The following is a 25,283-nucleotide window of genomic DNA, read 5'->3' on the forward strand; positions in this document are numbered from 1 at the left end:
CAGGGAACGCACCACCTCTCACCAGATGGCCCAACGTCGCCTCCACGGCCTCGAGCGCGTGCTCGGGGTCAACGCTCTCTTCTCGACCGCCTACGGCAACGTCGGCTCGTCGATCTACTACGCGCTGGGCCTCGTCGCGTCGTTCGCGCTCGGCCTGACGCCGATCGTCTTCGTGATCGCGGGCGTGATCTTCTTCCTGACCGCCTCGACCTACGCCGAGGCGACCGCGATGTACCCCGAGGCGGGCGGCTCCTCCAGCTTCGCGCGCCGCGCCTTCAACGAGTTCTGGTCGTTCTTCGCCGCGTGGGGCCAGATGCTCAACTACACGATCACGATCTCGATCTCGGCCTTCTTCGTGCCGCACTACATCGGGTCGTTGTTCTGGGAGCCGCTGCGCCACGCCCCCGGCGACGTGATCGGCGGCTGCATCGTCGTCGCCCTGCTGGCGGCGCTGAACGTCTTCGGCGCGAAGGAGACGGCCGGGCTCAACATCACGCTCGCGGTCGTCGACTTCGCCACGCAGCTGCTGCTGGTCGCGCTCGGGCTCGTGCTCGTCTTCAGCCCGGACACGCTGATCGACAACGTGCAGTGGGGGATCGCTCCGACGTGGGACAAGTTCATCGTCGCGATCCCGGTCGCGATGATCGCCTACACCGGCATCGAGACGATCTCGAACATGGCCGAGGAGGCGAAGGACGAGAGAAGATCGATCCCGAAGGCGATCAACCGCGTCGTGATCGCCGTCTTCGCGATCTACGCGCTGCTGCCGGCGATCGCGCTCTCGGCGCTGCCGGTCAGCTGCGACGCCGACGGCAAGTGCACGACGCTGCTCGGCCTGCCGGAGGACGAGGGCGGCTTCGCCGGCGACCCCGTGCTGGGGATCGTCGAGCACATGAACCTCGGCCCGCTGCAGCACGGCGCCGAGATCTACGTCGGCCTGCTGGCGGCGACGATCCTCTTCCTCGCCACCAACGCCGGCATCATCGGCGTCTCGCGCCTGACCTACTCGATGGGCGTCCACCGCCAGCTGCCGGACAAGCTGCGCGAGCTGCACCCGAAGTTCCGCACCCCGTGGATCGGGATCATCCTCTTCTCGGTCGTCGCCTGCATCGCGATGATCCCCGGCCAGGCCGGCTTCCTCGGCAACCTCTACGCCTTCGGCGCGATGCTGTCGTTCACGATCGCGCACGCCGCCGTGGTGCGATTGCGGATCAAGTATCCGGACGCCGAACGGCCCTACCGCGGGCCGTTCAACCTCAGATGGCGGGGCAAGGACATCCCGCTGTTCGCCGTCTTCGGCGGCATGTTCACCGCGCTCTCCTGGTGCGTCGTGACGGCGCTCTACCTCGACGTCGCGATCGTCGGCTTGACGTGGCTGGTGATCGGCATCGGCGTCTTCGTCCTCTTCCGCCGCCACCAGGGGCTCGACCTCACGACGACGACGCGCGTCGCGGTCCCCAAGCCGGTGATCGACCACGAGGCCGAGTACGAGTCGGTGCTGGTCGCCTTCGACGAGCGCGAGTACGTCTCCGACGTGCTCGCGACCGCGATCAAGCTGGCCGCGCGCAGACATCGCGGCATCCATGTGATCGTCACGATCACCGTCCCCGCGACCAGCCCGATCAACGCCGCGATGCCCGATCAGGAGCTGGCGGCGCAGTCGATCATCGAGCAGGCGAAGGTGCAGGGCGGCCGCCGCGTGACCGGGCACTGGGAGAAGGTCCGGCCGGGCCAGGCCGGCCGCCGGATCGTCGACGAGGCGCGCGCGATCCAGGCGCGCGCGATCGTGATGCCGCTGCCGGTGCGCGCCGGCGGCGGGTCGATCTTCGGCCGCACGCTGGAGACCGTCCTGGCCGAGCGGCCCTGCCGCGTGATCATCGAGTCCGGTCGCGGCAGACGCCGCACCGCGACGCGCGAAGCGGCGCAGGCGGTCTGAGTTCGATGCCGGCGCCGCGGAACATCCACCGCACGACGACGCAGGTGATGTCGGCGATCATGGTCGTGATCGGGATCGTGCTGCTCGTGCGCACGCTCACCGAAGGCGGCGGCATCGCCTCGCTGGGCGTGATCCTCGGCGTGCTGTTCCTCGCCGCCGGCGCCGGCCGCTTCGCGCTCGCGCGGAAGGGGCGGTGATGGAGAAGCACGTCGCCGACCCGACCCCGGACGGGTCGCGCTCGCTCAGCTCGCGGGCGCTGTTCGCGCTCGTCTACACGACCTCGGTCAGCTCGGTCTACTTCGCGCTCGGCGTCGTCGCGCACCGGGCGCTGGGGCTCACGCCCGTCGTCTTCCTCGTCGCCGGGCTGTTCTTCGCGCTCAGCTCGATGACCTACGTCGAGGGCGCGGCGCTGCACCGCGAGCGCGGCGGCTCGTCGGTCTTCGCGCGCTACGCCTTCAACGAGCTGGTCAGCTTCATCGCCGGCTGGTCGATCCTGCTCGACTACTCGATCCTGATCGCCGTCACGGCCTTCACGACGACCAACTACATGGCCGAGTTCTGGGATCCGCTCGGGCATGGCGCGCTGGAGGTCGTCGTCGCGATCGCGATCATCGCCGCGGTCGCCGTCTGGAACGTCAGCGGCGTGACGATCCGGCAGCTGCAGCGGCAGGTGCTCGTCGCCGTCGCCGACCTCGGCGTGCAGCTGCTGGTGATCGTGCTCGGCCTGATCCTCGTCGTCGACCCCAGCGCCGCGCTCGACACGATCGACTTCGGCAGCTCGCCGGCGTGGGACGACGTCATCTTCGCGCTCACGATCGCGACGATCGCCTTCACCGGCCTGGAGGCGGCCGCCAGCCTCGCCGGCGAGGCGAGCGGTGTCCGGCGCAAGGGGCTCAAGCAGCTCGTCGGGCCCGGCTCGGCGTCGATCGTGCTCGTCTACGTCGGGATCGCGGTCGTCGCCGTCAGCGCGCTGCCGGTCGCCGACGGCGCCGACGCCTTCACCACGCGCGACATCGAGGCGCCGCTGCTGGGGATCGCCGACGGCTTCGACCCGACGTGGCTGTCGAACGTGCTGCAGCCGCTGGTCGCGCTCGCCGCCGTGACCGCCCTGATCGCCGCCTGCAACGGCGCGATGCTCGGGACCTCGCGGCTCTCCTACGCGCTCGCGACCAACCGCCAGATCCCCAGCCGGCTCGGGCGGCTGCACTCCAGGTTCGGCACGCCGTATGTGCTGATCGCGCTCGCGGCGCTGATCGCCGCCGCGCTCGTGATCCCGGCCGACCTCGACTTCCTCGTCGGGATCTACGCCGTCGGCGCGCTGATCGCCTTCACGATCGCCCACCTCGCGATCGTCAAGCTGCGCTTCAAGGAGCCCGATCGCAGGCGGCCCTACAGCGTCCCGTTCAACATCCGCTGGAAAGGGACGCCGGTGCCGCTGCCGGCGCTGCTCGGCGCCTTCCTCTCTGCCGCCGGCTGGCTCAGCGTGCTGGTGCTGCACACCGGCGCGCGCTATGTCGGCCTCGCCTGGCTGCTCGGCGGGATCGTGCTGTACGTCGTCTACCGCCGTGCCGACGGCAACTCGCTCTTCAAGCGCGTGACGATCCCCGAGAAGGCGCTGATGCACGAGAAGCGCGACCGCGAGGAGTTCGGCTCGATCCTCGTGCCGATCTTCGGCAAGCCGCTCGACGACGACATCGTGCAGACGGCCGGCCGGCTCGCCGGCACGGTCAGCGACGACCTCGACGAGGAGGGCGCGGTGATCGAGGCGATCTGGGTCTTCGAGGTGCCGATGGCGCTGCCGATCGACGCGCGCCTGCCGCCGGCCCAGATCAGACGGGCGCAGGAGGCGCTGCGGCGCGCCAAGGCGGTCGGCGAGGAGTACGAGGGCGTCCACGTGCAGACGGCGATGATCCGCGCCCGCCGCGCCGGCCAGGGGATCGTCAACGAGGCGAGACGGCGCGGGGTGGAGGCGATCGTGCTGGCCGCCGAGGAGCCCTCGCGCGTGCGGGGCGGCGCGCTGCTGGGCGGCTCCGGCGGCCCGCTCGACAACTTCGTCGGCGAGGCGACGAAGTACGTGCTGCGCAAGGCCGAGTGCCGCGTGATCCTGACCGCGCCGGCGGCCGACGCGCCGCCGGCGCCCGCCGAGCCGGCGGCCGACCGGCCCAGCGACCCGCAGCGCTAATGTTCCCCTCATGCTGATCCTGATCGTCGGAGCGGGGCGCGTCGGCTCCGCCGTCGCAAAACAGGCACTGGAGGCCGGTCACGACGTTTCCGTGCTGGACCAGGACCCGCTGTCGCACGAGCAGCTCGACAAGGACCTCGTCGACACGTGGGAGGACGCCGGCGGTCGCTTCACCGTCGGCACCGCGCTCGAGGTCGACGCGCTCGTCGAGGCCGGGATCGAGGGCGCCGACGTCTTCATCGCCTCGACCCGCGGCGACAACACGAACCTCGTCGTCGCGCAGATCGCGCAGAAGCGCTTCAACGTGCCGCGCGTCGTCGTGCGCGTCGCCGACCCCGCCCGCGCCGCCTGGTACGCCGAGCAGGGGCTGCACACGATCTGTCCGACCCAGCACGCGATCGATCTGGTCGCACAGGCCGCGATGTCGCCGGCGTAAGGGGGAGCTGACGTGTACGTGATCATCGCCGGAGCCGGGAAGGTCGGCTGGAACCTCGCTCGCGAGCTGCTCGCCAAGGAGCACGAGGTGACGCTGATCGAGGACGACCGCCGTCGCTACCTCGTCGTCGAGCAGGAGCTGGAGCACGCCGTCCAGTACGGCGACGCGACCGAGCTGTGGGTGCTGGAGCGCGGTGGGATCCAGCGCGCTGACCTCGTGATCGCCGTCACCGGCGACGACGAGGACAACATGCTCATCTGCCAGATGGCGAAGGAGAAGTACCTGACGCAAAGGATCGTCGCGCGCGTCAACAACCCTCGCAACCTGCAGCACTTCAAGCTGCTCGGGATCCAGCCGGCGGTCTCCGCGACCGACCTGATCCTGCGCCTGATCGAGCACGAGGTGCCGCAGTACGGCCTCGTCCAGCTGCTGGCGCTCGAGGGCGAGCGGCTGGAGATCATCGAGCTGGAGGTCGTCCAGGGCGCCCCGGCCGCCGGCCTCACGGTCGAGCAGGTGCCGCTGCCCGACGGCGCGCTGATCATCTCCGTGCTGCGCGACGGCGGCGGCTTCGTGCCGAAGTCCGACACCGTGATCGAGGCCGGCGACGAGGTGCTGCTGATCCTCGATCCGGGCCTCGAGTCGGCGATCACGCCGCAGTTCACGCAGAGCGCGGCGGCCGCCTGATGGCCGACCGTCACGTCGCGCACCTGCTGATCGGCGGCGGGCTGGCTTCGGCGTCGTGCGCCCGCTGGCTGCGCGAGGGCGGGGCGGAGGGCGAGATCCTGCTCGTCGGCCGCGAGCCCGACCCGCCGTACGACCGCCCGCCGCTGTCGAAGGAGTACCTGCGCGGCGACGCCGCGCGGGAGGATGCCTTCTACAGACCCGAGAGCTGGTACGAGGAGCAGCGGATCGAGCTGCTGCAGCGCACCAGCGTGATGAAGCTCGACACCGAGGCGCGCGAGGCGAAGCTGTCGACGAAGGAGGTCGTCTCGTTCGACAGCGCGCTCGTCGCGACCGGCGCGAACGTGCGGCGGCTGAACGTCGACGGCGCGCAGCTGGAGGGGATCTCGTACCTGCGCGCGTTCGGCAACTCGGAGCAGATCCGCGCGGAGGCGGCCGGCAGACAGATCGTGCTGATCGGCGGCTCCTACATCGGCTGCGAGGTGGCCGCGACGCTGACGCAGCTCGGCGCGCAGTGCACGATCGTGATGCAGGAGGAGGTCGCGCTGTCGCGCACCTTCGGTCTCGAAGCGGGGCGGTTCTTCCAGTCGCGGTTGGAGGACCACGGGATCCGCTTCGTCGGCGGCGATGCGCTGGAGCGGTTCGAGGGCGCTGAGCGGGTCGAGCGGGTCGTGACGAGCGGCGGGCTCTCGCTCGACGCCGAGGCGGTCGTGATCGGCGCCGGCGTCACGCCCGACGTGATGCTCGCGCGCTCCGCCGGTTTGACGCTGGACGAGGAGCTGGGCGGGATCGCCTGCGACGAGCGGCTGCGGACGTCCGCGCGCGGGATCTGGGCGGCTGGCGACGTCGCCGCCTACGACAGCGTGATCCACGGCCGGCGGATCCGCGTCGAGCACTGGGACGTGGCGCTGCAGCAGGGCAAGACGGTCGCCCGCTCGATGCTCGGCGAGGACGTCGTCCACGACGTCGTTCCGTACTTCTTCTCCGATCTGGCCGACTGGGCGTCGCTGGAGTACGTCGGACCCGCGGCGAGATGGGATCGCGAGATCGTGCGCGGCTCCTACGAGTCGGGCGAGTTCAGCATCTGGTACCTGGATGGCGGCCGCGTCGCGGGCGCGCTCTCGGTCGGCCGCTCGGCCGACCTCGACGACGCGCGCCGGCTGATCACGGCCGGTGTGACGCTCGACGACGACGAGCTGGCGCGACTCGGCGATGCGGCGACGGACCTCGCACAGGTCGGCCCGGCACAGGGCTGACCGCCGCCGCTCCGGCCACGGGCGGGGCGGGGTCCGAGCGGACGGCCTCCCGCTGGGCGAGGTGCACGCGCGCGCAGGCGGCGACGCCACCGAGGTCGCGCGCGAGCGGATCGCGACGCTGGCGGTGACGCTGCGCGCCTTCGCCCAGGCGGCCGGCGCCGAGGCGGCGATACTGCTGCTCGACAGGGGCGACGGCGGTCAGCCGTTCGTCGTCGAGTGCCCCGCCGACGGCCCGGTCGTGCTCGCCGAGGGCGAGCACGTGGTCGAGCTGGATCCGTCGCGGCTGGCCGCCGAGCCGCTGCCGCTGCCGCCGGTGCGCGCGTACGGGCCGTTTCCGGTCGAGGGGCTGCGCAGCGAGCTGGCCGCCTCGTCCCGCACCGATGCGATCCACAGCGAGCTGGCCTCGCCCGACGGCGGCCTGACGCAGCTCGCCCGCGCCGTCGGCCAGCTCGCTGCTGCCTTCCCCGGCCGCAGCGTCCTGACCGCGACCTTCCCGACGACCGATCCGGCCGTCCCGCTCCACCTCGCCGCCCGCGCCGGCGACCCGCTCGTGCTCGCGCTCGGCGAGCAGCAGTTCGAGCTGCCGCCCGGCTGGCCGGGTTGACAACACAGCGGCTGTAGACGCGCCGCCGCCTGCGTGAAAGCGTTTCCCGCGTCGCTGCGGGGACCTCGAAGCACACCTCCAGAACTGCTGGGAGCACCAACTCCCAGCCGGGACCGCGTGTCCTGAGAAAGGAGGTGATAGGCATCGAAATACTCGCTGCGATGGCGCTGTTGTTTCTGATTGAGCGACTCACTCGGAGATAGCAGCGCAGGCCCGGCGTCGTAACAGGGCGCCGGGCCGCTTCCGTGCAAAGAAAGAGCCCGGGGGTAACAGCCCCGGGCTCTTGAAAGGAGGTGATCCTCGCTGCGAATCACTTGCTACGCCAGCGAGAATACCGACGCCGTCGCGGTTCTCAACACCAACTATGTTGTTCCGGCCGGCGAGGAGGCATTCTGGCGGCGAAGCGTCTATCCTCATGCCACGCACGCGTTGCGGGATCGTCTAATGGCAAGACACTCGGCTCTGGACCGGGTAATCGGGGTTCGAATCCCTGTCCCGCAGTCTCTGAAAGCCCCGTGAAGACGGGGCTTTCGTCGTTCTAGGCGTACCCATGGGGACACATGTGGGGACATGGCGCGAAAGCGGTGTTCTTGCGGTCGTGGGGACAGGGGCGTCCCCACGACCCCAGCGACCCCCCAACGCCTGTCGGCTGAGTGGCAAGCGATGGCATGGGTCGCTGGGCTTCCGGGACCTACGGCGTCACGACGAAGTAGTCGATCCGATGGCCGCCCATGAACGGGCGAGCGTTCACGCCGAGAACCCGTCCGAGCGGCCTGCGGTTGAGGTAGAGCGTGCTTCCGATGAGCGCGGTTCCGTCGCGGACGATGCCGTCCGACGGCATCGCGTGCAGCGTCACGTACGTGTCCGTGTAGTGGACTTCGTCCTTGGTCATATCGCCTCCATGGCTAGGTTGCTTGACTCCAACATTGTGCCTCGGATACGCCCGGAAACTGGCCTAAAGCAGGCGAAACCCGGCGAGAGATGACGCCCTCAGAGGAGCGTTCGTCGTTGCTGCTGCTGGGGCTGCGGTCGTGCTTGCCGCCCTTCGTCTCCCGGACGCTAATGCTCCGGTCCTCCACGCCCTCTCGGCGTCTGCGGCAGTCCGCGCTGCGGTCGCTTCGCTCCCCGCGCTCGTTGCACTTGCGGTCCTGCTGGTTCGGCGGCAGCCGTCAGCCCTCCGGATCATCGCTTCCGGCCTTGCTGGTCGGCTGTTGTTTTAGCCGCCTGGCCTCGGGATCGTCGCTGGCCCCTTTGTCGCTCCGAGCGCGGTGTGCGTCCCTCGCCGTCATCGGCTACGGCGTCGTCCTCGTTGCTGGGGTGATGCTGTATCGCAGTCAGGGCACTGGCGCCCGTGAGCGGCAGCGTTCCTAGACTCGCCCGCATGCACAAGACCCTGATTTCCAGCGCGGTGGTTGTCGCACTTCTGGTGGCCGGCTGCGGCTCGTCCTCCGAATCGGAGCAGCCAGCCACGCAGACGGTGGTGACCGTAGTCAAGGAAACCGTGGTGGAGAAGTCAGCCGCACCGGCTGCGGAGTCCAAGCCGGCTGCGTCGAAGCCCAAGCCGGCTGCGTCGAAGCCCAAGCCGGCTGCGTCGAAGCCCGTCGCGAAGCCTGAGCCGCAGCCGGAAGCAAACCTGATTAAGGTCCCCAACGTCGTTGGGGAGAACCACCAGTACGCGCAGGACACGATGCAGGCGGCTGGCCTCTACATGCTCGATGAGCGCGACGCTACGGGTCAGGATCGAATGCTCGTCTGGGATCGCAATTGGGTGGTGGTCGAGCAGGATCCAGCGGCCGGCACGATGGTCGATGAGAACGCGACGATCACGCTCAGCTCCAAGAAGGAAGGCGAGTAGCGATGCGTCGCGCCGGGGTGTTCGCCGCCGTGCTCAGCGTGCTCTGCGCGAGTGCTCCGGCGGCGCTGGCCTCACCCGTTCGCGAGTGCGGAGCCATGCCCAACGACGTCGCGGGCAACATCACGACGCGGGTTGTCGGGTGCGTGGAGGCTCGACGTGTCGTGAAGGCGTGGAACGCGACTGTGGCGCAGGATGGCGGCAGTGGCAGCGTGCGTGGCTTGTACTGCCGGTACCGGGATATCGCCTACGAAGCTGGCGATATCCGCTGTACGGGAGCACGTGGACGGGTTGTCCGCTGGCAGACATCGTCCTGAGCACGGACTGCCCACGCTCCGCGCGCGGGGAAGCGTCGCTAGGGTCGCATCGTGCTTCGATGGGAAGCAGCTCGACATCTTCACTCGCGCCGTCGTCGTCGTTGTGTGGGTCGCGACTGTGGCCGTGTGCGGGCGCGGTATCTACGCGCTAGTCCACACGGACAAGCTCAGCGACTGGATCACGGTCGCCCTCCTGCTCGGCATCCCCGCTGGCTGGGCATACGTCGCCACCGTCGTCAACGAGAAGCGCCTCTAGCCCATGTGGCAGGCTGCCGGGGGGCTGGGCTCACCCGTCCGGGTGAGCCCAGGTCCGCTCAGTATCTCGCGTACACGCCAGCCGAGAAGGGGACCGACTGGTCCCGCGCTGCTTCAAGCAGGCGCCCAATCGTCGCTAAGCGGCTTTGGAGGTCTGCGATGGTCGCTCCTTGCGAGGCGACTGTCGTTTCCAACGTGACCCTCTCGACGAGGGTCGTTCGCTCAGCGTCGCCGGTGTTCGCAGCATGGGGCACGAACTGCTCCTTGGTAGAACCGCATCGTTTGGGCGACAATGCAATTATCGTAAGGCGCCGGCCGGTCGGACTGGCCAACACCACAGTCCGATATCTGGCGCGGACGGCCACAGGCGTCGTTGGGTCGGGTCCGTGCTTGCCGGCGTGCCTCTGACGTTCTCCGCGTATGAGACCGCCCACGCGGAGACCGCACCGTTCGAGTTGCGGGGCTTGCTGTTGGCTGACCGGGCGACCAACGTGCTTGGAAGCCTGCTGGCAGCGGTCGTACCTTTGATCAATAGTGAGACGCCACAGTTAGACGCGGCCGTAAAGCTCGGGATGCTCGCGGTTCGCTCGCTTCGGGCAGAGATGGCGCTCCTTAGCGTCGGATACGACGCCGAGGCGCACGTCTTCCAGCGCCGTCTTGCCGAAGTGCGCGGGTATCTGGAGAGGGTCATCCACCCGACGAACGGGGTGCAGGAGGCACGGCGTTGGCTGTTCGGGCAGATGACGAAGGATCAGGCGTACTCAGGGCTGAGCCAGGACGTTTGGAGGGCGCTGTCAGCTCCGGTGCACGCTGATCCGTTGGCGGTGACTGACCATCTGCTCAGTGTGCGCGACGATGGCGTCATTGAAAGAAGCGTGCTGCCTTTTCGGAACGCCGAGAAGGCGAACGCTTACTTGATTCGCGATGCGAGGTCTGTTCGAGACGCTGCCCTGCTCATCGCCGGAGTCGCGGGGTATCAACTTCCTAGCATCGCAATACTCGATTCTGAACTCATTCCGGAGTACGAGCGGCTGTTTGGTACCAGTGATGGGGCCGGTTCGTAGGCAAGCTACGAACGCAGCTACGAGCCGCCCTTGATGCACTCGCCGAGCAGTCGCCCGACCTCGCTCTCGCCGCCCGGCATCAAGTCGCCGTAGCGGTCGAACGTGATCGTGATGGACTCATGGCCAATCACGACGGACAGCGCCTTGGCGTTGGCCCCGGCAGCGATCATCAGCGAGGCCGCCGTGCGACGGGCTTCGTGAAGCGTGATGGTTCTCGTACGTCTCGCGTCTCTCCAGTCTCTAAGCGCGCGTCTGCGCATCGTCTCGCGCTTGAAGGGAGGCTCTTGGAGCGGCCGAAAGACGAGGCGGGAACCCCTGCGGCCGGTGCGCTTCTGCTGTGCTCTCAGCAACCCCAGCAACGGGGCGATGATCGGGACTCTTCGCTTGGCTGCTCTCGCCACCGGCTCTTGCTCACCTCTGTAGTCGTCCCATCCCCGTCTGACGTGGATGACGGCCGCTCTGAGGTCGATGCCGCTCTATCGGAGCGCCTGCAACTCGCCGGAGCGAAGCCCGGTGTAGAAGGGTGCCCCGGCTTCCAACCAGAGGTCGGCTTCCTGCATGTCCCCCAGCTCGTCGGGGTCGATGCTGTTCCAGTCAAGGCTCTCGGGTCCCAGCCCATAGGTGACTCCCTCGTTGGTCTCTAGCGGCTGCGTAGCGGAGCTGTGGGGACACCGTGGGGACACAGACAGCGGTTCATACGTCCCGCAGTCACCGAAGCCCCGCTGGTAGCGGGGCTTCTGTCGTTCTGGGGGCGTGCGCGGCCGGCGACGTGTGTCGCGCACTTGACACTTGCAGCGTCGGCGAGTGAGCGGAGCTGGGGGCCGCTGGAGAGGAGTCTGGATCCATCGAAACGGCGGGCACCGGGTCCGCCGCAGAATCCAGGAGGAACTCCCTCATGCGCTCCACCGTCTTCACCCGCCCCGCCGCCGCTCTCGCCATCGCCTCCGTCGCGCTCGCCGGTGTCGCCGGCGCCAGCCAGGCGGCCCCGACCGTCAGCGGTGCATCGGTCAAGAAGAGCAGCCTGCCGGGCAACCGGATCAAGCCGAACTCGCTCACCGGCGTGCAGATCAACGAGTCGCGCCTCGGCGTCGTCCCCGTCGCGAAGCTCGCCAGCTTCGCCGAGCTGGCGAAGTCGGCCGACTCGGCCAAGACGGCCCAGTTCGCCGAGAACGCCAGAAGCGCGGAGACGGCCAGAAGCGCCGAGAACGCCAGAACGGCCGACGTCGCCAAGGACGCGCAGAAGCTCAATGGCCGCGATCACACCGCCTTCCTCTCCAACGCGACGCGCACCGTCTTCGTCGCCAGCCCGCAGATCCCCGGCGCCGGCGGCAGCACGACGATCGTCGCCTCCTGCAACGCGGACGAGAAGGCGATCGGCGGTGGCGGCGGCTGGTTCCAGATCGCGTCGCCGCAGCCGACCGAGCTCGACGTGCAGGTCATCGCGTCCGTGCCCGTCCCGTTCGACGGCGGCAACGAGCTGACCGGCTGGAGCGTCTCCGGCCGCAACAACAGCGCCTCCAACCGGATCCTGCGCGCCTACGTCACTTGCGTCCCGAAGGTCGTCGGCTGACCCGCTTCACCTGCAGCGCACGGCGGGTGCGGCCTCAGCGTCCGCGCCCGCGTCGCGCCCGGCCACGGCTCGCGGCCTAGCGCCCGACCCAGACCGTGACCGGCTCGCGCCGCCCTTTCAGCCTCACCTCGCCGTGTCTCTCCAAGCGCTCGGCGGCCTTCGGGTCGCCGAGCGCTTCGATCGTGGCGGCCGCGACGAACAGCCGCCCCGGCAGCTCCCGCCCGAGCGCCTGCAGCCGCGCCGCGACGTTCGTCACGTCGCCGACCGCGGCGTACTCGACGCGCCGCTCGGAGCCGATCACGCCGGCCATCAGCGGCCCGGAGTTGAGTCCCACCCCGGCGCTCAGCGCCGCCTCCGGCGCCAGCAGGCCGCGCTCCGCACTCCAGCGGTTGAAGGCCGGCAGCGCCTCGTCGAGGATCGCCTCCGCCGCGGCGAGCGCCCGCGCGGCGTGATCGGGCTGCGGCAGTGGCGCGCCGAAGACGGCCATCACCCCGTCGCCCTGGTAGGAGACGACCGTCCCGCCGCGATCGAGCACCGCGGTGCTGACCAGCTCCAGGTAGCGGTTCAGGAGAGCGATCACCTGCTCGGCCTCCAGCTGCTCCGACAGCGTCGTGAAGCCGCGCAGGTCGCAGAACAGCACGGTCGCCTCGACGCGGCGGCTGTCGAGCGGCTGGTCCCGCGTCAGCAGCTCGCTCGCGACGGCGGGCGCGACGAACCGCTCCAGCTCGGTCCGCAGCCGCCGCTGCGCGCGCACCTCGACCGCGTAGGTGAGCGCGACCGCGCCGGTCGTCCCGAACAGCAGCGCCAGCAATGGCGCCGCGATCGGCACGATCGTGCCGGCCGCGAACGCGAGCTGCGCGCCGCCGAGCAGCGCCGCCACACCCAGCACGCCGACGCCGAGCGCGCGCAGCAGCGCCCGCATCGGCGAGCCCGGCAAGGTCGTCGCCAGCGGCGCGAGCAGGCCGCCGGCGAGCAGCAGCAGCACCAGCAGCGCGCCGGGCGCGTCGCGCAGCGGATAGTCGTCGAGGATCGTCTGGATCGCGTTGGCGTTGATCTCGGCGCCGCTCGTCTGGCCGCCGAACGGCGTCGGGTGGAAGTCCTGCAGCGCCTGCGCGGTCGCGCCGACGACGACGATCCGCCCGCGCACCAGCGCCGGATCGACCTCGCCGCGCAGCAGGTCGAGGAAGGCGACGTGCTCGACAGTGTCCTGCGGCCCGGCATAGTCGATCGGCCGCTCGGGCGTGGCGGGCGAGCCGCCGGCGGCGAGCGTCGCGAAATGGGGGAGACCGTGGAAGCTGCCGCTCATCCGCCGCCAGACACCGTCCTCGTCGACCGGGAAGAGGACCTGGCCGACGCGTCCGTCGGCGGCGCGCGCCAGCTCGGGCATCACGAGCGGTCTGCCGTCGCGCGCGAGGTCGGCGACGCCGAAGACGACACGCGGGTCGCGCGCCGCGCGCAGCAGCGCGCGGTCGTCGGCCGCCCGCGACGACGGCTCGCTGAACTGCACGTCGTACGCGATCCGTCTGGCGCCGGCGGCCAGCAGCGCCTCGATCGCGCGCGCGTGCAGCCGTCGCGGGAAGGGGAAGCCGAGACGGTTGTAGGCGGCGTCGTCGATCTCCACGATCAGCACGTCAGGCGGCGGCCCGTCGCTGCCGCGCACGGCGAAGCGCTCGTCGACGGTGAACGCCTCGAAGCGATCGAGCGCGCCCGTCCACGCGATCCCGCCCGCGAGCGCAGCCGCGAGCAGGCCGACGATCAGCGCACGCACCGGCCGGCTGAGCATCGCGTGAGTGTCGCGCATTCGACACAGGACGTGCGCGGTCTGCGACAGTGCGCCCACGCGCCGTACGCCAGGATCTGGACCCATGAACCGCTCTCACCGCGCATCCGCCCTCGCGCTCGCCCTGCTGGCGGTGCTGCTCGGCGCCGCCGTCCCGGCGCTCGCGGCCGACCGCATCGACACCGTCGCCGGCAGCGGCACGGGCGGCTTCGGCGGCGACGGCGGCTTCGCGGTCAGAGCGCTGCTGACCTCGCCCTCGGCGCTCGCGCCGCTCGGCGAGGGCTACTTGATCGCCGACACCTCCAACAGCCGCATCCGCCGCGTCGACCCCGCCGGCGTGATCACCACGATCGCCGGCGCCGGCCCCTGCTGCGGCACGACCGAGCCATTCGCGGGAGAGGCGGTCGCGGCGACCAACCCGATCGTGCGCCTCAACCAGCCGCGCGGCGTCGCGGTCGCCGCCGACGGCGGTGTGCTGATCGCCGACACCGGCAACCATCGCATCCGCCGCGTCAGCCCGGCCGGCACGATCACGACCGTCGCCGGCACCGGGACCCCCGGGTTCGGGACGGGCGACGGCGCCACGACCGTCAGCCTGAGATTCCCCGGCGACGTCGCTGCGCTGCCCGACGGCGGCTTCCTGATCGCCGACACCGGCAACAACCGGATCGCGCGCGTGCTCCCGGGCGGGCTGCTGATCACCGTCGCGGGGCTGCCCTCCAACGTCGCGCTCGGCGACGGCGGCCCGGCGACCGCGGCCGGGCTCAACGCGCCCGCCCGCGTCGTCCCGCTCAGTGGCGGCGGCTATCTGATCGCCGACACCGGCAACAACCGCATCCGGCGCGTCGACACCGCCGACACGATCACGACCGTCGCCGGCTCGGCGGCGACCGGCTTCGCGGGCGACGGCGGCCCCGCGACGGCGGCGGCGCTCAACCAGCCGGAAGGGGTCGCGGTCCGCGACGACGGCTCGATCGTGATCGCCGACTCGACCAACGAGCGGATCCGCGAGGTCGCCGCGAACGGGATCATCCGCACGATCGCGGGCACCGGCACGCTCGGCTTCAGCGGCGACGGCGGCCTGCCGACCGCCGCGCAGCTGTCGCATCCGCGCGCGGTCCTGCTCGACGGCACGCGCATCCGCATCGCCGACGCCTTCAACCACCGCGTGCGCGCGATCACGCCCGAGCCGGCGAGAACAGCCGACCCGGTGACGCCGCCCGACACGACGCCGCCGAGAGCGGTGCCGCCGGGCGTCGCGCCACCGGTCCGCGGCCGCAGCACGGTCGTCGCGCCGGTCTCCGGGACGGTGCTGATCCGGCTGCCGGGAACGCGCCGCTTCATCACGCTCGACGCGCTCTCCAACGTCCCGCTCGGCGCGGAGCTGGACGCGCGCGGCGGACGCGTCTCGCTGCAGTTCACGACGACCCGCGCCGGCCGCACGGCGAGCGCGGTCGCCGGCGGCGGTCGCTTCCTCGTGCGCCAGAGCGGCGCGCTCGACCGCGGCCAGCTGCCCGGCACGCTGCTGCTGTCGGGGCCGCTGGAGGGCTGCACGCCGGTCGTGCGGCGGGCTGGCGGGCGCGCGGCGGAGACAGCCGCGGCGCCCCGCGCGAGCAGCGCCGCGAAGCGCAAGCGCGGCAAGCGGGGCAAGGGCCGCCGGATCGACGTCGATGCCGAGGGGCGGATCCGCACGCAGGGCAGATACGGCGCCGCGATCGTGCGCGGGACGCGCTGGACGATCGTCGACCGCTGCGCGAGCGACCCGCGCCCGGGCACGTTCGTGCGGGTGCGCCGCGGCAAGGTCGCGGTGACGGCGTTCAGACTGCGCAGAACGGTGCTCGTGCGCGCCGGCAGAAGCTTCCTCGCGCCGGCGAGAGCGCGGCGGACGAGATAGCCGGACGCCGCGCGCGCCAGGCGGCGCCGGGCACGCGCCTCAACCGAACCCGCGCGCGCGCCGCTCCAGCGCGGCGGCGTCGAGCACCGTCGTGCGGCCGCGTCTCAGCTCCAGCGTGCCGTGCTCCTGCTCCTCGCGCAGGACCTTGTTGACGGTCGCGCGCGAGGTGCCGGCGAGCGACGCCAGCTCCTCCTGCGTCAGCGGCACGCTCGCCCCGTCGGCGGTCGCCCCGTCCGCGCCCGGCCCGCCATCTCCGCCGTACGCCGCCGCGACGTCGAGCAGCCGTCGGCGCACGCGCGTCTCGGCCGGCAGGTAGAGCGCGTCGACGAGCTGCTCGGAGAGGCGCCGCACGCGTCCCGCCAGCAGCTGCGAGAGCAGCGCGTCGGTCTGCGGGCGCGCTCTGCGCAGACGGCGGAAGTCGATCTCGTGGACCGACAGCGTCTCCGCTCTCTCGAGCGCCGCGACGGTCGCGCTGCGCGGCGCGTCCGGCGTCAGCAGCGCCAGCTCGCCGAAGCTGTCGCCGGGGCCGACGACGTTGAGCGTCGCGACGTCGCCGAACTCGGTCGTGATGCGGACGGCGAAGCGCCCGCCGCGGACGAAGTGGACGCAATCGGCGGGGTCGCCGGCGTGGAAGACGACCTCGCCGGCGCTGAAGTGGCGCCGCCGCCCGTGCGACAGCAGCTCCTGCACCTCTTCGGGCGCGGCTCCGGCAAGCAGCGCGAACTGGTCGTGTGCCACGCGCGGAACGGTACACCGGCGGGAGTACGCTTGGTGCGATGGACCGTTTGGAGGAGCTCCAGGCGGAGTTGCGCCGCCTGCTGCATTCGTTCGAATACGCCTACGCGATGGGCGCGCGGCGGACGATGGGCGAGCGCGATCCGCGGCTCGACTGGGTCGTGGAGCGCGTCGAGGCGCTGGAGCGGGAGATCGTCGCGCTGCGAGCAGCAGCCGCGGACGACGACCTCCCGCCGCAGGCCGATCGCTAGGCCGCCGCTCCGACGAGACCGTGCGGGTCGATCACGTACTTGCGTGCCGCCCCTCTGTCGAAGTCTCGGTAGCCCTGGGGCGCGTCGTCGAGCGTGATGACCGTCGCGTTGACCGCTCTGGCGATCTGGCAGCGGTCCTGGAGGATCGCCTCCATCAGCTCGCGGTTGTACTTCATCACCGGGCACTGGCCGGTCGTGAAGACGTGCGACTTCGCCCAGCCGAGCCCGATCCGGATCGACAGCGAGCCCTCCTTCGCGGCGTCGTCCTTGGCGCCCGGGTCGCCGGTCACGTAGAGGCCGGGGATGCCGAGCGCGCCGCCGGCGCGCGTGATCGTCATCAGCGAGTTGAGCACCGTCGCCGGCGCCTCCTCACCGGCGTCCTTGCCGTGCCCGTGCGCCTCGAAGCCGACGGCGTCGACGCCGCAGTCGACCTCCGGCGTGCCGAGGATCTCGGCGATCTGGTCGCCCGGATCGCCTCTGGAGACGTCGATCGTCTCGCAGCCGAAGCTGCGCGCCTGCGCGAGCCGCTCCGGGATCAGGTCGCCGACGATCACGACCGAGGCGCCCAGCAGCTGCGCGGCGTGCGCGGCCGCGAGCCCGACCGGGCCGGCGCCGGCGACGTAGACCGTCGAGCCGGTCGTCGTGCCGGCCGTGACGGCGCCGTGGTAGCCGGTCGGGAAGATGTCCGACAGCATCGTGAGGTCGAGGATCTTCGCCATCGCCTGCTCCTTGTCACGGAACTTGAGCAGGTTGAAGTCGGCGTAGGGGACCATCACGTAGCGCGCCTGACCGCCGGGCCAGCCGCCCATGTCTACGTAGCCGTACGCGGCGCCGGGCCGCGCCGGGTTGGTGTTGAGGCAGATGCCGGTCTTGCGCTCCTTGCAGTTGCGACAGCGGCCGCAGGCGATGTTGAACGGCGTCGAGACGAGGTCGCCTCTTCTGATGTACTCGACGTCGCGGCCGACCTCGATCACCTCGCCGGTGATCTCGTGGCCGAGGATCAGCCCTCTCGGCGCGGTCGTGCGGCCGCGCACCATGTGCTGGTCGGAGCCGCAGATGTTGGTCGAGACGATCTTCAGGATCACCCCGTGGTGACATTCCCGCCCGACGCTGTCCGGGTGAACGCCGGGACCGTCTCTCAGCTCGAAGGTTGGGTAGGGCGTCTCCTGCACCTCGACGGTGCCGGGACCCATGTAGACGACGCCTCTGTTGGTGTCCGCCATCTCTCCGTCTCCTCAGATCGGGGGATCTGACAAGAGGCCTGCCCGATGGCACCGTTTCTTAGGCTGCCGATTGCGCCCAGTCGCGGTAGAGCGTCCAGTAGCGCCCCTCCGCGGCGATCAGCTCGTCATGCGTCCCCTGCTCGACGACGTGACCGTGCTCGAGCACGACGATCAGGCCGGCGTGCTGGATCGTCGAGAGCCGGTGCGCGATCACGATCGCGGTGCGGCCGGCGAGCAGACGGCGCATGCCCTGCTCGATCCGCGCCTCGGTGTGGATGTCGACGTTGGAGGTCGCCTCGTCGAGCACGAGGATCCGCGGGTCGGCGATCAGCGCGCGCGCGAACGCGATCAGCTGGCGCTGGCCGGCGGAGATCTGCGCGCCCCGCTCGCCGACCTCGGTGTCGTAGCCGTGCTCCAGCTCCTCGATGAAGACGTCGGCGCCGACCGCGTGGGCGGCCGCCTCGACCTGCTCGTCGGTCGCGTCCGGGCGGCCGAAGGCGATGTTCTCGGCGACCGTGCCGCTGAAGAGGAAGCCCTCCTGCGGGACGATCCCCATCTGCGCGCGCAGCGAGTGCGCGGTCACCTCGCGCAGGTCGTGGCCGTCGACGGTGATGCTGCCCTCCGTCGGGTCGTAGAAGCGCGCGACGAGCTTCGCGAAGGTCGACTTGCCGGCGCCGGTCTCGCCGACGAGCGCGACTGTCTGGCCCGGCGGCACGCGCAGGTCGATCCGCTCCAGCGCCCAGGCGCCCTCCGCGTCGTCCCTGCCGCCGTATCTGAAGGAGACGTCGTCGAAGACCAGCTCGCCTCTGATCGTCGGAAGAGGTCTGGCGCCGGGCGCGTCGCGCAGCTCCGGCTCCTCGTCGAGCAGCTCGAAGATCTTGTCGAGCGCGGCCATGCCGGACTGATAGGTCGTGTAGAGCTGCGACAGCTGCTGGATCGGGTCGAAGAAGTTGTTCAGCGCGGCGATGAAGCCGAAGACGACGCCGGTCGAGGTGTTGCCCTCGATCACCTGGATGCCGCCTATCACGAGGATCGCGGTCGTCACCAGCGCCGACAGCAGCTCGACGGCGGGGAAGTACGACGCGTTCAGGTAGACGGTCGTCATGTTCGCCCGGCGGTTGGCCTCGTTCAGCTCGGAGAAGCGGTCGAGGTGGCGGCGCTCCTGACCGAACGAGCGCACGACGCGGATCCCCGACAGCGTCTCCTGCAGATAGCCGGTGATCGCCGCGATCCGCTCGCGCGTGCGGCGGAAGGCGTCGGCGGATGCGATCCGGAAGGCGAGCGCGGCGAGCGCCAGCAGCGGGATCGCGAGGAAGGTCCACAGCGCCAGCTCGGCGTCGAAGATCAGCAGCGTGACGATCACGCCGAGCAGCATCAGCGTCGACTGGAACAGCGTCGTGACGCCGTCGGTGACGAGCTGGTCGAGCGCCTGCACGTCGTTGGTCAGGCGCGAGATCACGACGCCGGCGCGGTTGCGCGAGTAGAAGCCGAGCGAGAGCGACTGGATGTGCTGGAAGACCTGGATGCGCAGGTCCTGCAGCGCCCGCTGGCCGACCCAGCCGGTCATGTACGTCTGCAGGTAGGTCGCGCCCCAGTAGAGCAGCGCGGAGGCGACGAAGCCGACGACGATCCAGTCGAGCGCGGCGACGTCTCTGTGCTTGATCCCCTCGTCGATCGCGAGCTTCGCCAGCGGCGCCGGCGCCAGCGCCGCGCCGGTCGCGGCGAACAGCGCGACGAACATCACGATCACGCGCGTACGGTAGGGGCGCAGCAGCACCAGCAGCCCGCGCAGCTTGCGGCCGCGGCCGGAGGTCTGACGCAGCCGGCGGCGCAGGTCGGCGAGCCGGTCGGCCTCGCTGCCTGCCGTCGTCTCGGGGCCGATCGCGCCGCTGGCGAGCGCGCTGGCGCCCTCGGCGTAACGCTGCTGGTCCGCGCGGTCGCTGGGGGCGGCGGGCTCCGCCTGAGAAGCTCTTCTGTCGAGCGGCGGGCTCACAGGCCTGCGACCTCCTCGCGCGGAACGTCCGGCGCTATCCGGTCCGGCAGGCCCTTCGCCGCGACCTCGGCGTAGAAGTCGTCGCTGTCGAGCAGCTCGTCATGCGTGCCGCGCGCGACGACGCGGCCGTGGTCGAGCACGACGATCTCGTCGGCGAGCGAGATCGTCGAGAGGCGGTGCGCGATCACGAAGGTCGTGCGGCCGGCCATCACCTCGCGCAGCGCCTGCTTGATCTCCTGCTCGGTCGAGGCGTCGACCGCGGAGGTCGCGTCGTCGAGCACGAGGATGCGCGGGTTCGCGAGCAGCGCGCGGGCGATCGCGATCCGCTGGCGCTGGCCGCCGGAGAGCGTCAGGCCGCGCTCGCCGATCAGCGTGTCGTAGCCGTTCGGCAGCTCGCCGACGAAGCCGGCGGCGCGGGCGCGCCGCGCGGCTGTCTCGACCTCTTCGCGCGTGGCGTCGGGGCGGGCGTAGGCGATGTTGTCGTGGACGGTCGCGGAGAACAGGAACGGGTCGTCGTTGACGATCGCGATCTCGTGGCGCAGCGAGCGCGGATCGACCCGTTGCACGTTCGCGCCGTCGATCAGCACCTCGCCGGCGGTCGCGTCGTAGAGCCGCGGCAGCAGCGAGACGAGCGCGGTCTTGCCCGAGCCGGTCGGGCCGACGAGCGCGACCGTCGAGCCGGCCTCGACGACGAGGTCGACGTCGGCCAGCGCGCGCTGCCTGCTGCCCTCGAAGGCGAGCGAGACGCCGCGCAGCTCGACGCGGCCGCGCCCGTCCGGCAGCGGCGGCGCGTCGGCCGGCACGTCCATCGCGGGGGCGCGGTCGAGCAGCTGGAAGATGCGGGCGCCGGAGGCGGTCGCGCGCTGGGCGCTGCCGAGCAGGAAGCCGAGCATCCGCATCGGCCCGATCAGCAGCAGCAGGTAGGCGTAGAAGGCGGTGAACTCGCCGAGCGTCAACGTTCCGTCGATCACCTGGCGGCCGCCGACGAAGAGGATCGCGGCGAGGCCGAGGTTGGGCAGGAAGCCGATGAAGGGGGCGTAGAAGGCCTGCAGGCGGGTGGCGATCATCGCCTGGTCGAAGACCCGCCCGACGCGGTGGTCGAACCGCTCCAGCTGACGCTCCTCGCGCGCGAACGCCTTCACGACGCGGACGCCGGAGACGTTCTCCTCGGCCTCGGCGGTCAGCTCGGCGACGCGCTGCTGGACCTCCTGGTTGGCCGGCCGCGAGCGGCGCCCGAAGCGGAACGCGATCACGACGACGAAGGGGACGGGCGCGAGCGCGATCGCGGCGAGGCCCGGCTCCAACAGGAACATCGCGATGCCGGCGAGCACGATCGTGAAGAGCGCCTGGCCGATGAAGATGAGGCCGTAGCCGAGGAAGAAGCGGACCGCCTGCAGGTCGACGGTCACGCGCGACATCAGCTGGCCGGTCTGCTGATGGTCGAAGAAGCCGAGCTCGAGCGCCTGCAGATGGCTGTAGAGGCGGCCGCGCAGGTCGTACTCGACGCCGAGCGAGACGCGCCCGGCGACGAGGCGGCGGCCGACGCTGAAGGCAAGGCGCAGCAGGCCGGCGATGCCGACGCCGATGGCCAGCCAGATCAGCGCCGAGCGGTCGCCGTCACGCGTCGTGTCGATCGCGCGGCCGGTCAGGTACGGGATCGCGACGGTCGCGACCATCGCCGCCGCCGCGAGCGCGAAGGAGACGGAGACGCCGATCTTGTAAGGGCTGAGGAAGCCGAGGAGTCGCTTGAACGTGGACAAACTTCAAAAAGTATAGTGGGGGTCATGAGCGCGTCCCCGGAGGTCGGGCTGTGCGTCGTGTGCCGCCATCAGAGAGTGGTACGGAACACGCGCGGCTCCGTCTTCTCGCTCTGCATGCGATCGAAGTTCGACCCCGCCTATCCACGGTATCCGCGCCTCCCGGTGCTGAGATGCGGCGGCTTCGAGGAGCGTGCGGAAGGTCATGACGAGAGACCCTAGGCCTTCAAGTGCGCTTGAAGTCAAGGAGCGCAGAGAACGCCGCCGCGCCATGTCCGATTTCCACCACCGCAAGTTTGCTGCCGCTATAGGGCAGCACACTGACGGTCCTCAGAGCGCGGGCGCGGCTGCGGGCGCGCGCGTCAGCGCTGCGCGCTGTAGCGCACGACGCCGCTGTCGCAGCGCGCGCCGCCGCGCTCGCGCCAGCTGACGCGCAGCGTGCCGCGCAGGCGGCCGTCGGTGCTGAAGGCGCCGGTGACGCGCACGCGGCGGCCGCTGCTGTCGAGCCGCTGCGTCGTGAAGGCCCCGCCGCTGGCGCGCGCGGCAATCGGCAGGCGCGTGCTGGTGGCAGAGCGGAAGGCGCCGTTGCGCCAGCCGCTGCGAGTGCTGGCGCGGCGGACGGTGGAACCGCCGCCGGAGCGGCCCCGGCCACGGGCGGGCAGCTCGCAGCGGGCCCGATAGGCGAACTGCACGCCGGCGACGGTGCGCCCGCCGCTGGCGACGCGGACGGCGATCGCGCGCCGCTGGCGGGTGCTGCCGCGGTAGAGCGCGGCGGCGATCGTGGTGGCGCTCTGCGCGCCGCTGTCGCGTGTGCCGGCAAGGGAGCCGTCGTCGGCGGGGGCGGTCGTCGACGGGGTGGCCGCGACCGCGGCGAGCTGCTCCGCGATCCAGCCGCTGATCGCGCTTACGCGCGTGAACGCCTGCGGCACGCGCGTGTCGCAGCCGAGGCTGCCCCAGCTCGTGATCCCGGCCTGCACGAGCGCGCCGTCGCCGCGCTGGAGCAGCAGCGGGCCGCCGCTGTCGCCGCGGCAGGTTGAGCCGGCGAAGCGGGGCGAGTCGACGGCGCAGAGCGTGACGCCGGCGTCGAAGTCGGCGCCGAGCAGGCGGCGGCAGAGGTCGTCGGCGAGCACGGTCGTCGTCGTCTGCAGGAGGCGGGAGGATGCCTCGGAGGAGTTGCCGCTCGTCGCGCCCCAGCCGGCGAAGAGGGCCGGCGCACCGGGGGCGGCGAGGGCGGCGTCACCGGCGCCGGCAACCGCGACTGGAGCGGCGGAGAGTGGTGCGGAGAGCACGAGCAGCGCGGCGTCGGACCGTATCGCGCGGGGGTCGTAGGCGGGGTGGACGAGCACGCGCGCGGCGCCGACGTCCTGGCCGGCCTCGGTGCGGTCGAGACGGCCGCTGGAGATCGCGATGCCGGCCGCCGGGCGGACGGTCGTGGTCGTCTCGTCGACGACGCAGTGCGCGGCGGTCAGCACGACGGTCGGGGCGAGCACGGTGCCGCTGCACGCCATCGCCGAGGTCGCGCTGGTCTGCGACGTGATGAAGACGACCGATGAGAGGATGCCGGCCGCTGCCGGGGTGCCGCCGACGACGCTCGCTCTCGCTCTGGCGCTCGGAGCGGCGATTGGGGTGCGGGCCTGCGCCGCGCTGCCGATGACCAGGGTCAGCAGCAGGGCGAGGAGTGGGAAGCGAGCGCGCGGGGTCATGGGCAGCGATCGGCCGTCATGACCACCGTAATCGGCAGGAGTGCGAAAAACCGCTAAACCTTCTCCATTCTTGGCGCGTTGATGCGCTCAAATGTTGAACATGGTTCGAGTGATCGAACTATTTTGCGGTTCAGGAACCGATCGGCCGGCCCGCGCGTGGAAGCGCGCGGGCCGGCGGCATCGGCGCGCCTCAGTCGAGGTTGATCGCGACGTACTTCGTGTCGACGTACTCCTCGATCCCCTCGCGGCCGCCCTCGCGGCCAAAGCCGGAGTGCTTGACGCCGCCGAACGGCGCTGCGGCGTTGGAGACGATCCCCTGGTTGAGGCCGACCATGCCGGTCTCCAGCCCCTCGACGACGCGCAGCGCGCGCTTGACGTCCTTCGTGAAGACGTAGGCGACGAGGCCGTACTCGGTTCTGTTGGCGGCGGCGACGGCCGCCTCCTCGGAGTCGAACGAGATCACCGGCGCGACCGGGCCGAAGATCTCCTCGCGCAGCAGCTCGGCGTCGTCGCTGACGCCGGAGAGGACGGTCGGCTTGTAGAAGTAGCCGGCGCCGTCGTGGTCACTGCCGCCGACGACGGCCGTCGCGCCCTTGGCGAGCGCGTCGTCGACGAGGCCGCGGACGGTGTCGCGCTGCTTGCCGTCGACCAGCGGGCCGACCTGCACGCCCTCCTCGGTGCCGCGCCCGACTCTCATCGCGCCGATCCGGTTCGCCAGCTTCTCGGTGAACTCGTCGGCGACCTTGTCGCTGACGTGGAAGCGGTTGGCGGCCGTGCAGGCCTCGCCCATGTTGCGCATCTTCGCCAGCAGCGCGCCCTCGACGGCGTCGTCGACGTCGGCGTCGTCGAAGACCAGGAACGGGGCGTTGCCGCCCAGCTCCATCGAGACGCGCAGCAGCTGCTCGGAGGCCTGCTGCATCAGCTTCTGGCCGACCGGCGTCGAGCCGGTGAAGGAGAGCTTGCGGGCGCGCGGGTCGGAGATCAGCGGCGCCATCAGCGAGCCCGATCTCGACGAGGTGACGACGTTCAGCACGCCCTTCGGCAGGCCGGCCTCCTCGAGGATCGCCGCCAGCGCGAGCATCGACAGCGGCGTCTGCTGCGCCGGCTTGACGACCATCGTGCAGCCGGCCGCGATCGCGGGGCCGATCTTGCGCGTGCCCATCGCCAGCGGGAAGTTCCACGGCGTGATGAAGAGGCAGGGGCCGACCGGCTGCTTCATCGTCAGCATCCGGCCTCTGCCGTTGGGCGAGGTGCCGTAGCGCCCCTCGATCCGCACCGCCTCCTCCGAGAACCAGCGGAAGAACTCGTTCGCGTAGGTGATCTCCGCCTTCGACTCCGAGATCGGCTTGCCCATCTCGAGCGTCATCAGCAGCGCCAGCTCGTCGGTGCGGGCGGCGATCAGCTCGAAGGCGCGGCGCAGGATCTCCCCGCGCTCGCGCGGCGCGTGCGAGCCCCACGACTTCTGCGTCTCGTGCGCGGCGGTCAGCGCGGCGAGCGCGTCCTCGGGCGTGCCGTCGGCGATCTCGGTCAGCGTCTGCGTCGTCGAGGGATCCTCGACACCGAGCGTGCGGCCCCCGGTCGCGTCGCGCCACTCGCCGCCGATGAAGAGGCCCTTCGGGACCCGCTCGAGGACGGCCTGCTCCTGCGTGGGGGTGATCGTGGTCATCCGGTCTCCAGCCTTCTCTGTCCGACAATCTCGGTCTCGGACTGGAAGCTACCGCGCCGGGGCCCGACGAAACGTCCAGGGTGGCTTCACACTCGTGCGCCGCAGCGGAGCACGGCGGGTGGCGATCG

Annotated in this window: 22 protein-coding genes and 1 tRNA gene; 14 read left to right on the top strand and 9 right to left on the bottom strand. The window is 71.0% G+C overall.

Features of this window, described 5'->3' with window-relative positions:
- The first annotated feature begins 25 nt into the window (after positions 1–25).
- The 8 genes from R7226_RS14160 to R7226_RS14195 all read left to right on the top strand — a co-directional run bounded on the left by R7226_RS14160 (position 26) and on the right by R7226_RS14195 (position 7,596).
- Complete coding sequence (locus R7226_RS14160) at positions 26–1,936, top strand: amino acid permease (RefSeq protein WP_318597824.1); 1,911 nt, start codon at positions 26–28, stop codon at positions 1,934–1,936.
- A gap of 5 nt (positions 1,937–1,941) precedes the next feature.
- Entirely contained in the window at positions 1,942–2,133 is a 192-nt protein-coding gene (locus R7226_RS14165; RefSeq protein WP_318597825.1) for a hypothetical protein, read from the top strand.
- Entirely contained in the window at positions 2,133–4,118 is a 1,986-nt protein-coding gene (locus R7226_RS14170) for a universal stress protein (protein WP_318597826.1), read from the top strand. Before R7226_RS14165 ends, R7226_RS14170 begins: the two co-directional genes overlap by 1 nt.
- Before the next feature lie 10 nt (positions 4,119–4,128).
- Positions 4,129–4,554, top strand: a complete 426-nt coding sequence (locus tag R7226_RS14175) for a potassium channel family protein (protein ID WP_318597827.1) — start codon at positions 4,129–4,131, stop codon at positions 4,552–4,554.
- Positions 4,555–4,566: 12 nt separating this feature from the next.
- Positions 4,567–5,238, top strand: coding sequence for a potassium channel family protein (locus tag R7226_RS14180; protein ID WP_318597828.1), 672 nt, complete (start codon positions 4,567–4,569; stop codon positions 5,236–5,238).
- Positions 5,238–6,491 (top strand): NAD(P)/FAD-dependent oxidoreductase, encoded by a 1,254-nt coding sequence (locus tag R7226_RS14185; RefSeq protein WP_318597829.1) that lies wholly within the window; start codon positions 5,238–5,240, stop codon positions 6,489–6,491. The genes R7226_RS14180 and R7226_RS14185 overlap by 1 nt, the downstream gene beginning before the upstream one ends.
- 61 nt (positions 6,492–6,552) lie before the next feature.
- Positions 6,553–7,095 (top strand): hypothetical protein, encoded by a 543-nt coding sequence (locus tag R7226_RS14190; protein ID WP_318597830.1) that lies wholly within the window; start codon positions 6,553–6,555, stop codon positions 7,093–7,095.
- A 430-nt stretch (positions 7,096–7,525) separates the two neighbouring features.
- Positions 7,526–7,596, top strand: a tRNA-Gln gene (locus R7226_RS14195).
- A gap of 190 nt (positions 7,597–7,786) precedes the next feature.
- On the opposite strand, the gene R7226_RS14200 is transcribed toward R7226_RS14195, so the two are convergent.
- On the bottom strand, positions 7,787–7,987 hold the full coding sequence (locus tag R7226_RS14200; protein ID WP_318597831.1) for a hypothetical protein: 201 nt from the start codon (positions 7,985–7,987) through the stop codon (positions 7,787–7,789).
- Between the two features lie 489 nt (positions 7,988–8,476).
- On the opposite strand from R7226_RS14200, the gene R7226_RS14205 reads away from it, so the two are divergent.
- The 3 genes from R7226_RS14205 (at position 8,477) to R7226_RS14215 (ending at position 10,583) form a co-directional block, all read left to right on the top strand.
- Positions 8,477–8,950, top strand: a complete 474-nt coding sequence (locus tag R7226_RS14205; protein WP_318597832.1) for a PASTA domain-containing protein — start codon at positions 8,477–8,479, stop codon at positions 8,948–8,950.
- 192 nt (positions 8,951–9,142) lie between these two features.
- Positions 9,143–9,520 carry a hypothetical protein gene (locus R7226_RS14210; RefSeq protein WP_318597833.1) on the top strand — a complete coding sequence of 126 codons (378 nt, stop codon included), beginning with the start codon at positions 9,143–9,145 and terminating at the stop codon, positions 9,518–9,520.
- A 385-nt stretch (positions 9,521–9,905) separates the two neighbouring features.
- Positions 9,906–10,583, top strand: coding sequence for a hypothetical protein (locus R7226_RS14215; RefSeq protein ID WP_318597834.1), 678 nt, complete (start codon positions 9,906–9,908; stop codon positions 10,581–10,583).
- A 17-nt stretch (positions 10,584–10,600) separates the two neighbouring features.
- On the opposite strand, the gene R7226_RS14220 is transcribed toward R7226_RS14215, so the two are convergent.
- The gene (locus R7226_RS14220) at positions 10,601–11,053 is read right to left on the bottom strand and encodes a tyrosine-type recombinase/integrase (protein WP_318597861.1); all 453 of its coding nucleotides are present in this window, start codon (positions 11,051–11,053) and stop codon (positions 10,601–10,603) included.
- Positions 11,054–11,478: 425 nt separating this feature from the next.
- On the opposite strand from R7226_RS14220, the gene R7226_RS14225 reads away from it, so the two are divergent.
- Positions 11,479–12,153: a hypothetical protein gene (locus R7226_RS14225; RefSeq protein WP_318597835.1), complete on the top strand. Its 675-nt coding sequence runs from the start codon at positions 11,479–11,481 to the stop codon at positions 12,151–12,153.
- A 76-nt stretch (positions 12,154–12,229) separates the two neighbouring features.
- Here the strand turns inward: R7226_RS14225 and R7226_RS14230 are convergent, their stop codons facing one another.
- Positions 12,230–13,936, bottom strand: a complete 1,707-nt coding sequence (locus R7226_RS14230; RefSeq protein ID WP_318597836.1) for a CHASE2 domain-containing protein — start codon at positions 13,934–13,936, stop codon at positions 12,230–12,232.
- Positions 13,937–14,018: 82 nt separating this feature from the next.
- On the opposite strand from R7226_RS14230, the gene R7226_RS14235 reads away from it, so the two are divergent.
- On the top strand, positions 14,019–15,827 hold the full coding sequence (locus R7226_RS14235) for an NHL domain-containing protein (RefSeq protein ID WP_318597837.1): 1,809 nt from the start codon (positions 14,019–14,021) through the stop codon (positions 15,825–15,827).
- Between the two features lie 39 nt (positions 15,828–15,866).
- Here R7226_RS14235 and R7226_RS14240 read toward each other — a convergent pair whose 3' ends face one another.
- On the bottom strand, positions 15,867–16,565 hold the full coding sequence (locus R7226_RS14240) for a Crp/Fnr family transcriptional regulator (RefSeq protein ID WP_318597838.1): 699 nt from the start codon (positions 16,563–16,565) through the stop codon (positions 15,867–15,869).
- A 38-nt stretch (positions 16,566–16,603) separates the two neighbouring features.
- On the opposite strand from R7226_RS14240, the gene R7226_RS14245 reads away from it, so the two are divergent.
- On the top strand, positions 16,604–16,813 hold the full coding sequence (locus R7226_RS14245) for a hypothetical protein (protein ID WP_318597839.1): 210 nt from the start codon (positions 16,604–16,606) through the stop codon (positions 16,811–16,813).
- Here R7226_RS14245 and fdhA read toward each other — a convergent pair.
- The 5 genes from fdhA to R7226_RS14270 all read right to left on the bottom strand — a co-directional run bounded on the left by fdhA (position 16,810) and on the right by R7226_RS14270 (position 25,155).
- Positions 16,810–18,036, bottom strand: a complete 1,227-nt coding sequence (fdhA, locus tag R7226_RS14250; RefSeq protein WP_318597840.1) for a formaldehyde dehydrogenase, glutathione-independent — start codon at positions 18,034–18,036, stop codon at positions 16,810–16,812. The two genes, R7226_RS14245 and fdhA, sit on opposite strands and share 4 nt — an antisense overlap.
- A gap of 58 nt (positions 18,037–18,094) precedes the next feature.
- Positions 18,095–20,029, bottom strand: a complete 1,935-nt coding sequence (locus R7226_RS14255) for an ABC transporter ATP-binding protein (RefSeq protein WP_318597841.1) — start codon at positions 20,027–20,029, stop codon at positions 18,095–18,097.
- Complete coding sequence (locus R7226_RS14260) at positions 20,026–21,789, bottom strand: ABC transporter ATP-binding protein (protein WP_318597842.1); 1,764 nt, start codon at positions 21,787–21,789, stop codon at positions 20,026–20,028. Before R7226_RS14260 ends, R7226_RS14255 begins: the two co-directional genes overlap by 4 nt.
- A 359-nt stretch (positions 21,790–22,148) precedes the next feature.
- Positions 22,149–23,489: a S1 family peptidase gene (locus tag R7226_RS14265; protein ID WP_318597843.1), complete on the bottom strand. Its 1,341-nt coding sequence runs from the start codon at positions 23,487–23,489 to the stop codon at positions 22,149–22,151.
- 190 nt (positions 23,490–23,679) lie between these two features.
- Positions 23,680–25,155: an NAD-dependent succinate-semialdehyde dehydrogenase gene (locus tag R7226_RS14270; RefSeq protein WP_318597844.1), complete on the bottom strand. Its 1,476-nt coding sequence runs from the start codon at positions 25,153–25,155 to the stop codon at positions 23,680–23,682.
- Positions 25,156–25,283 lie beyond the last annotated feature (128 nt).

The sequence above is a fragment of the Conexibacter stalactiti genome, assembly GCF_033542075.1.
In the GTDB taxonomy this organism is placed as follows: domain Bacteria; phylum Actinomycetota; class Thermoleophilia; order Solirubrobacterales; family Solirubrobacteraceae; genus Conexibacter; species Conexibacter stalactiti.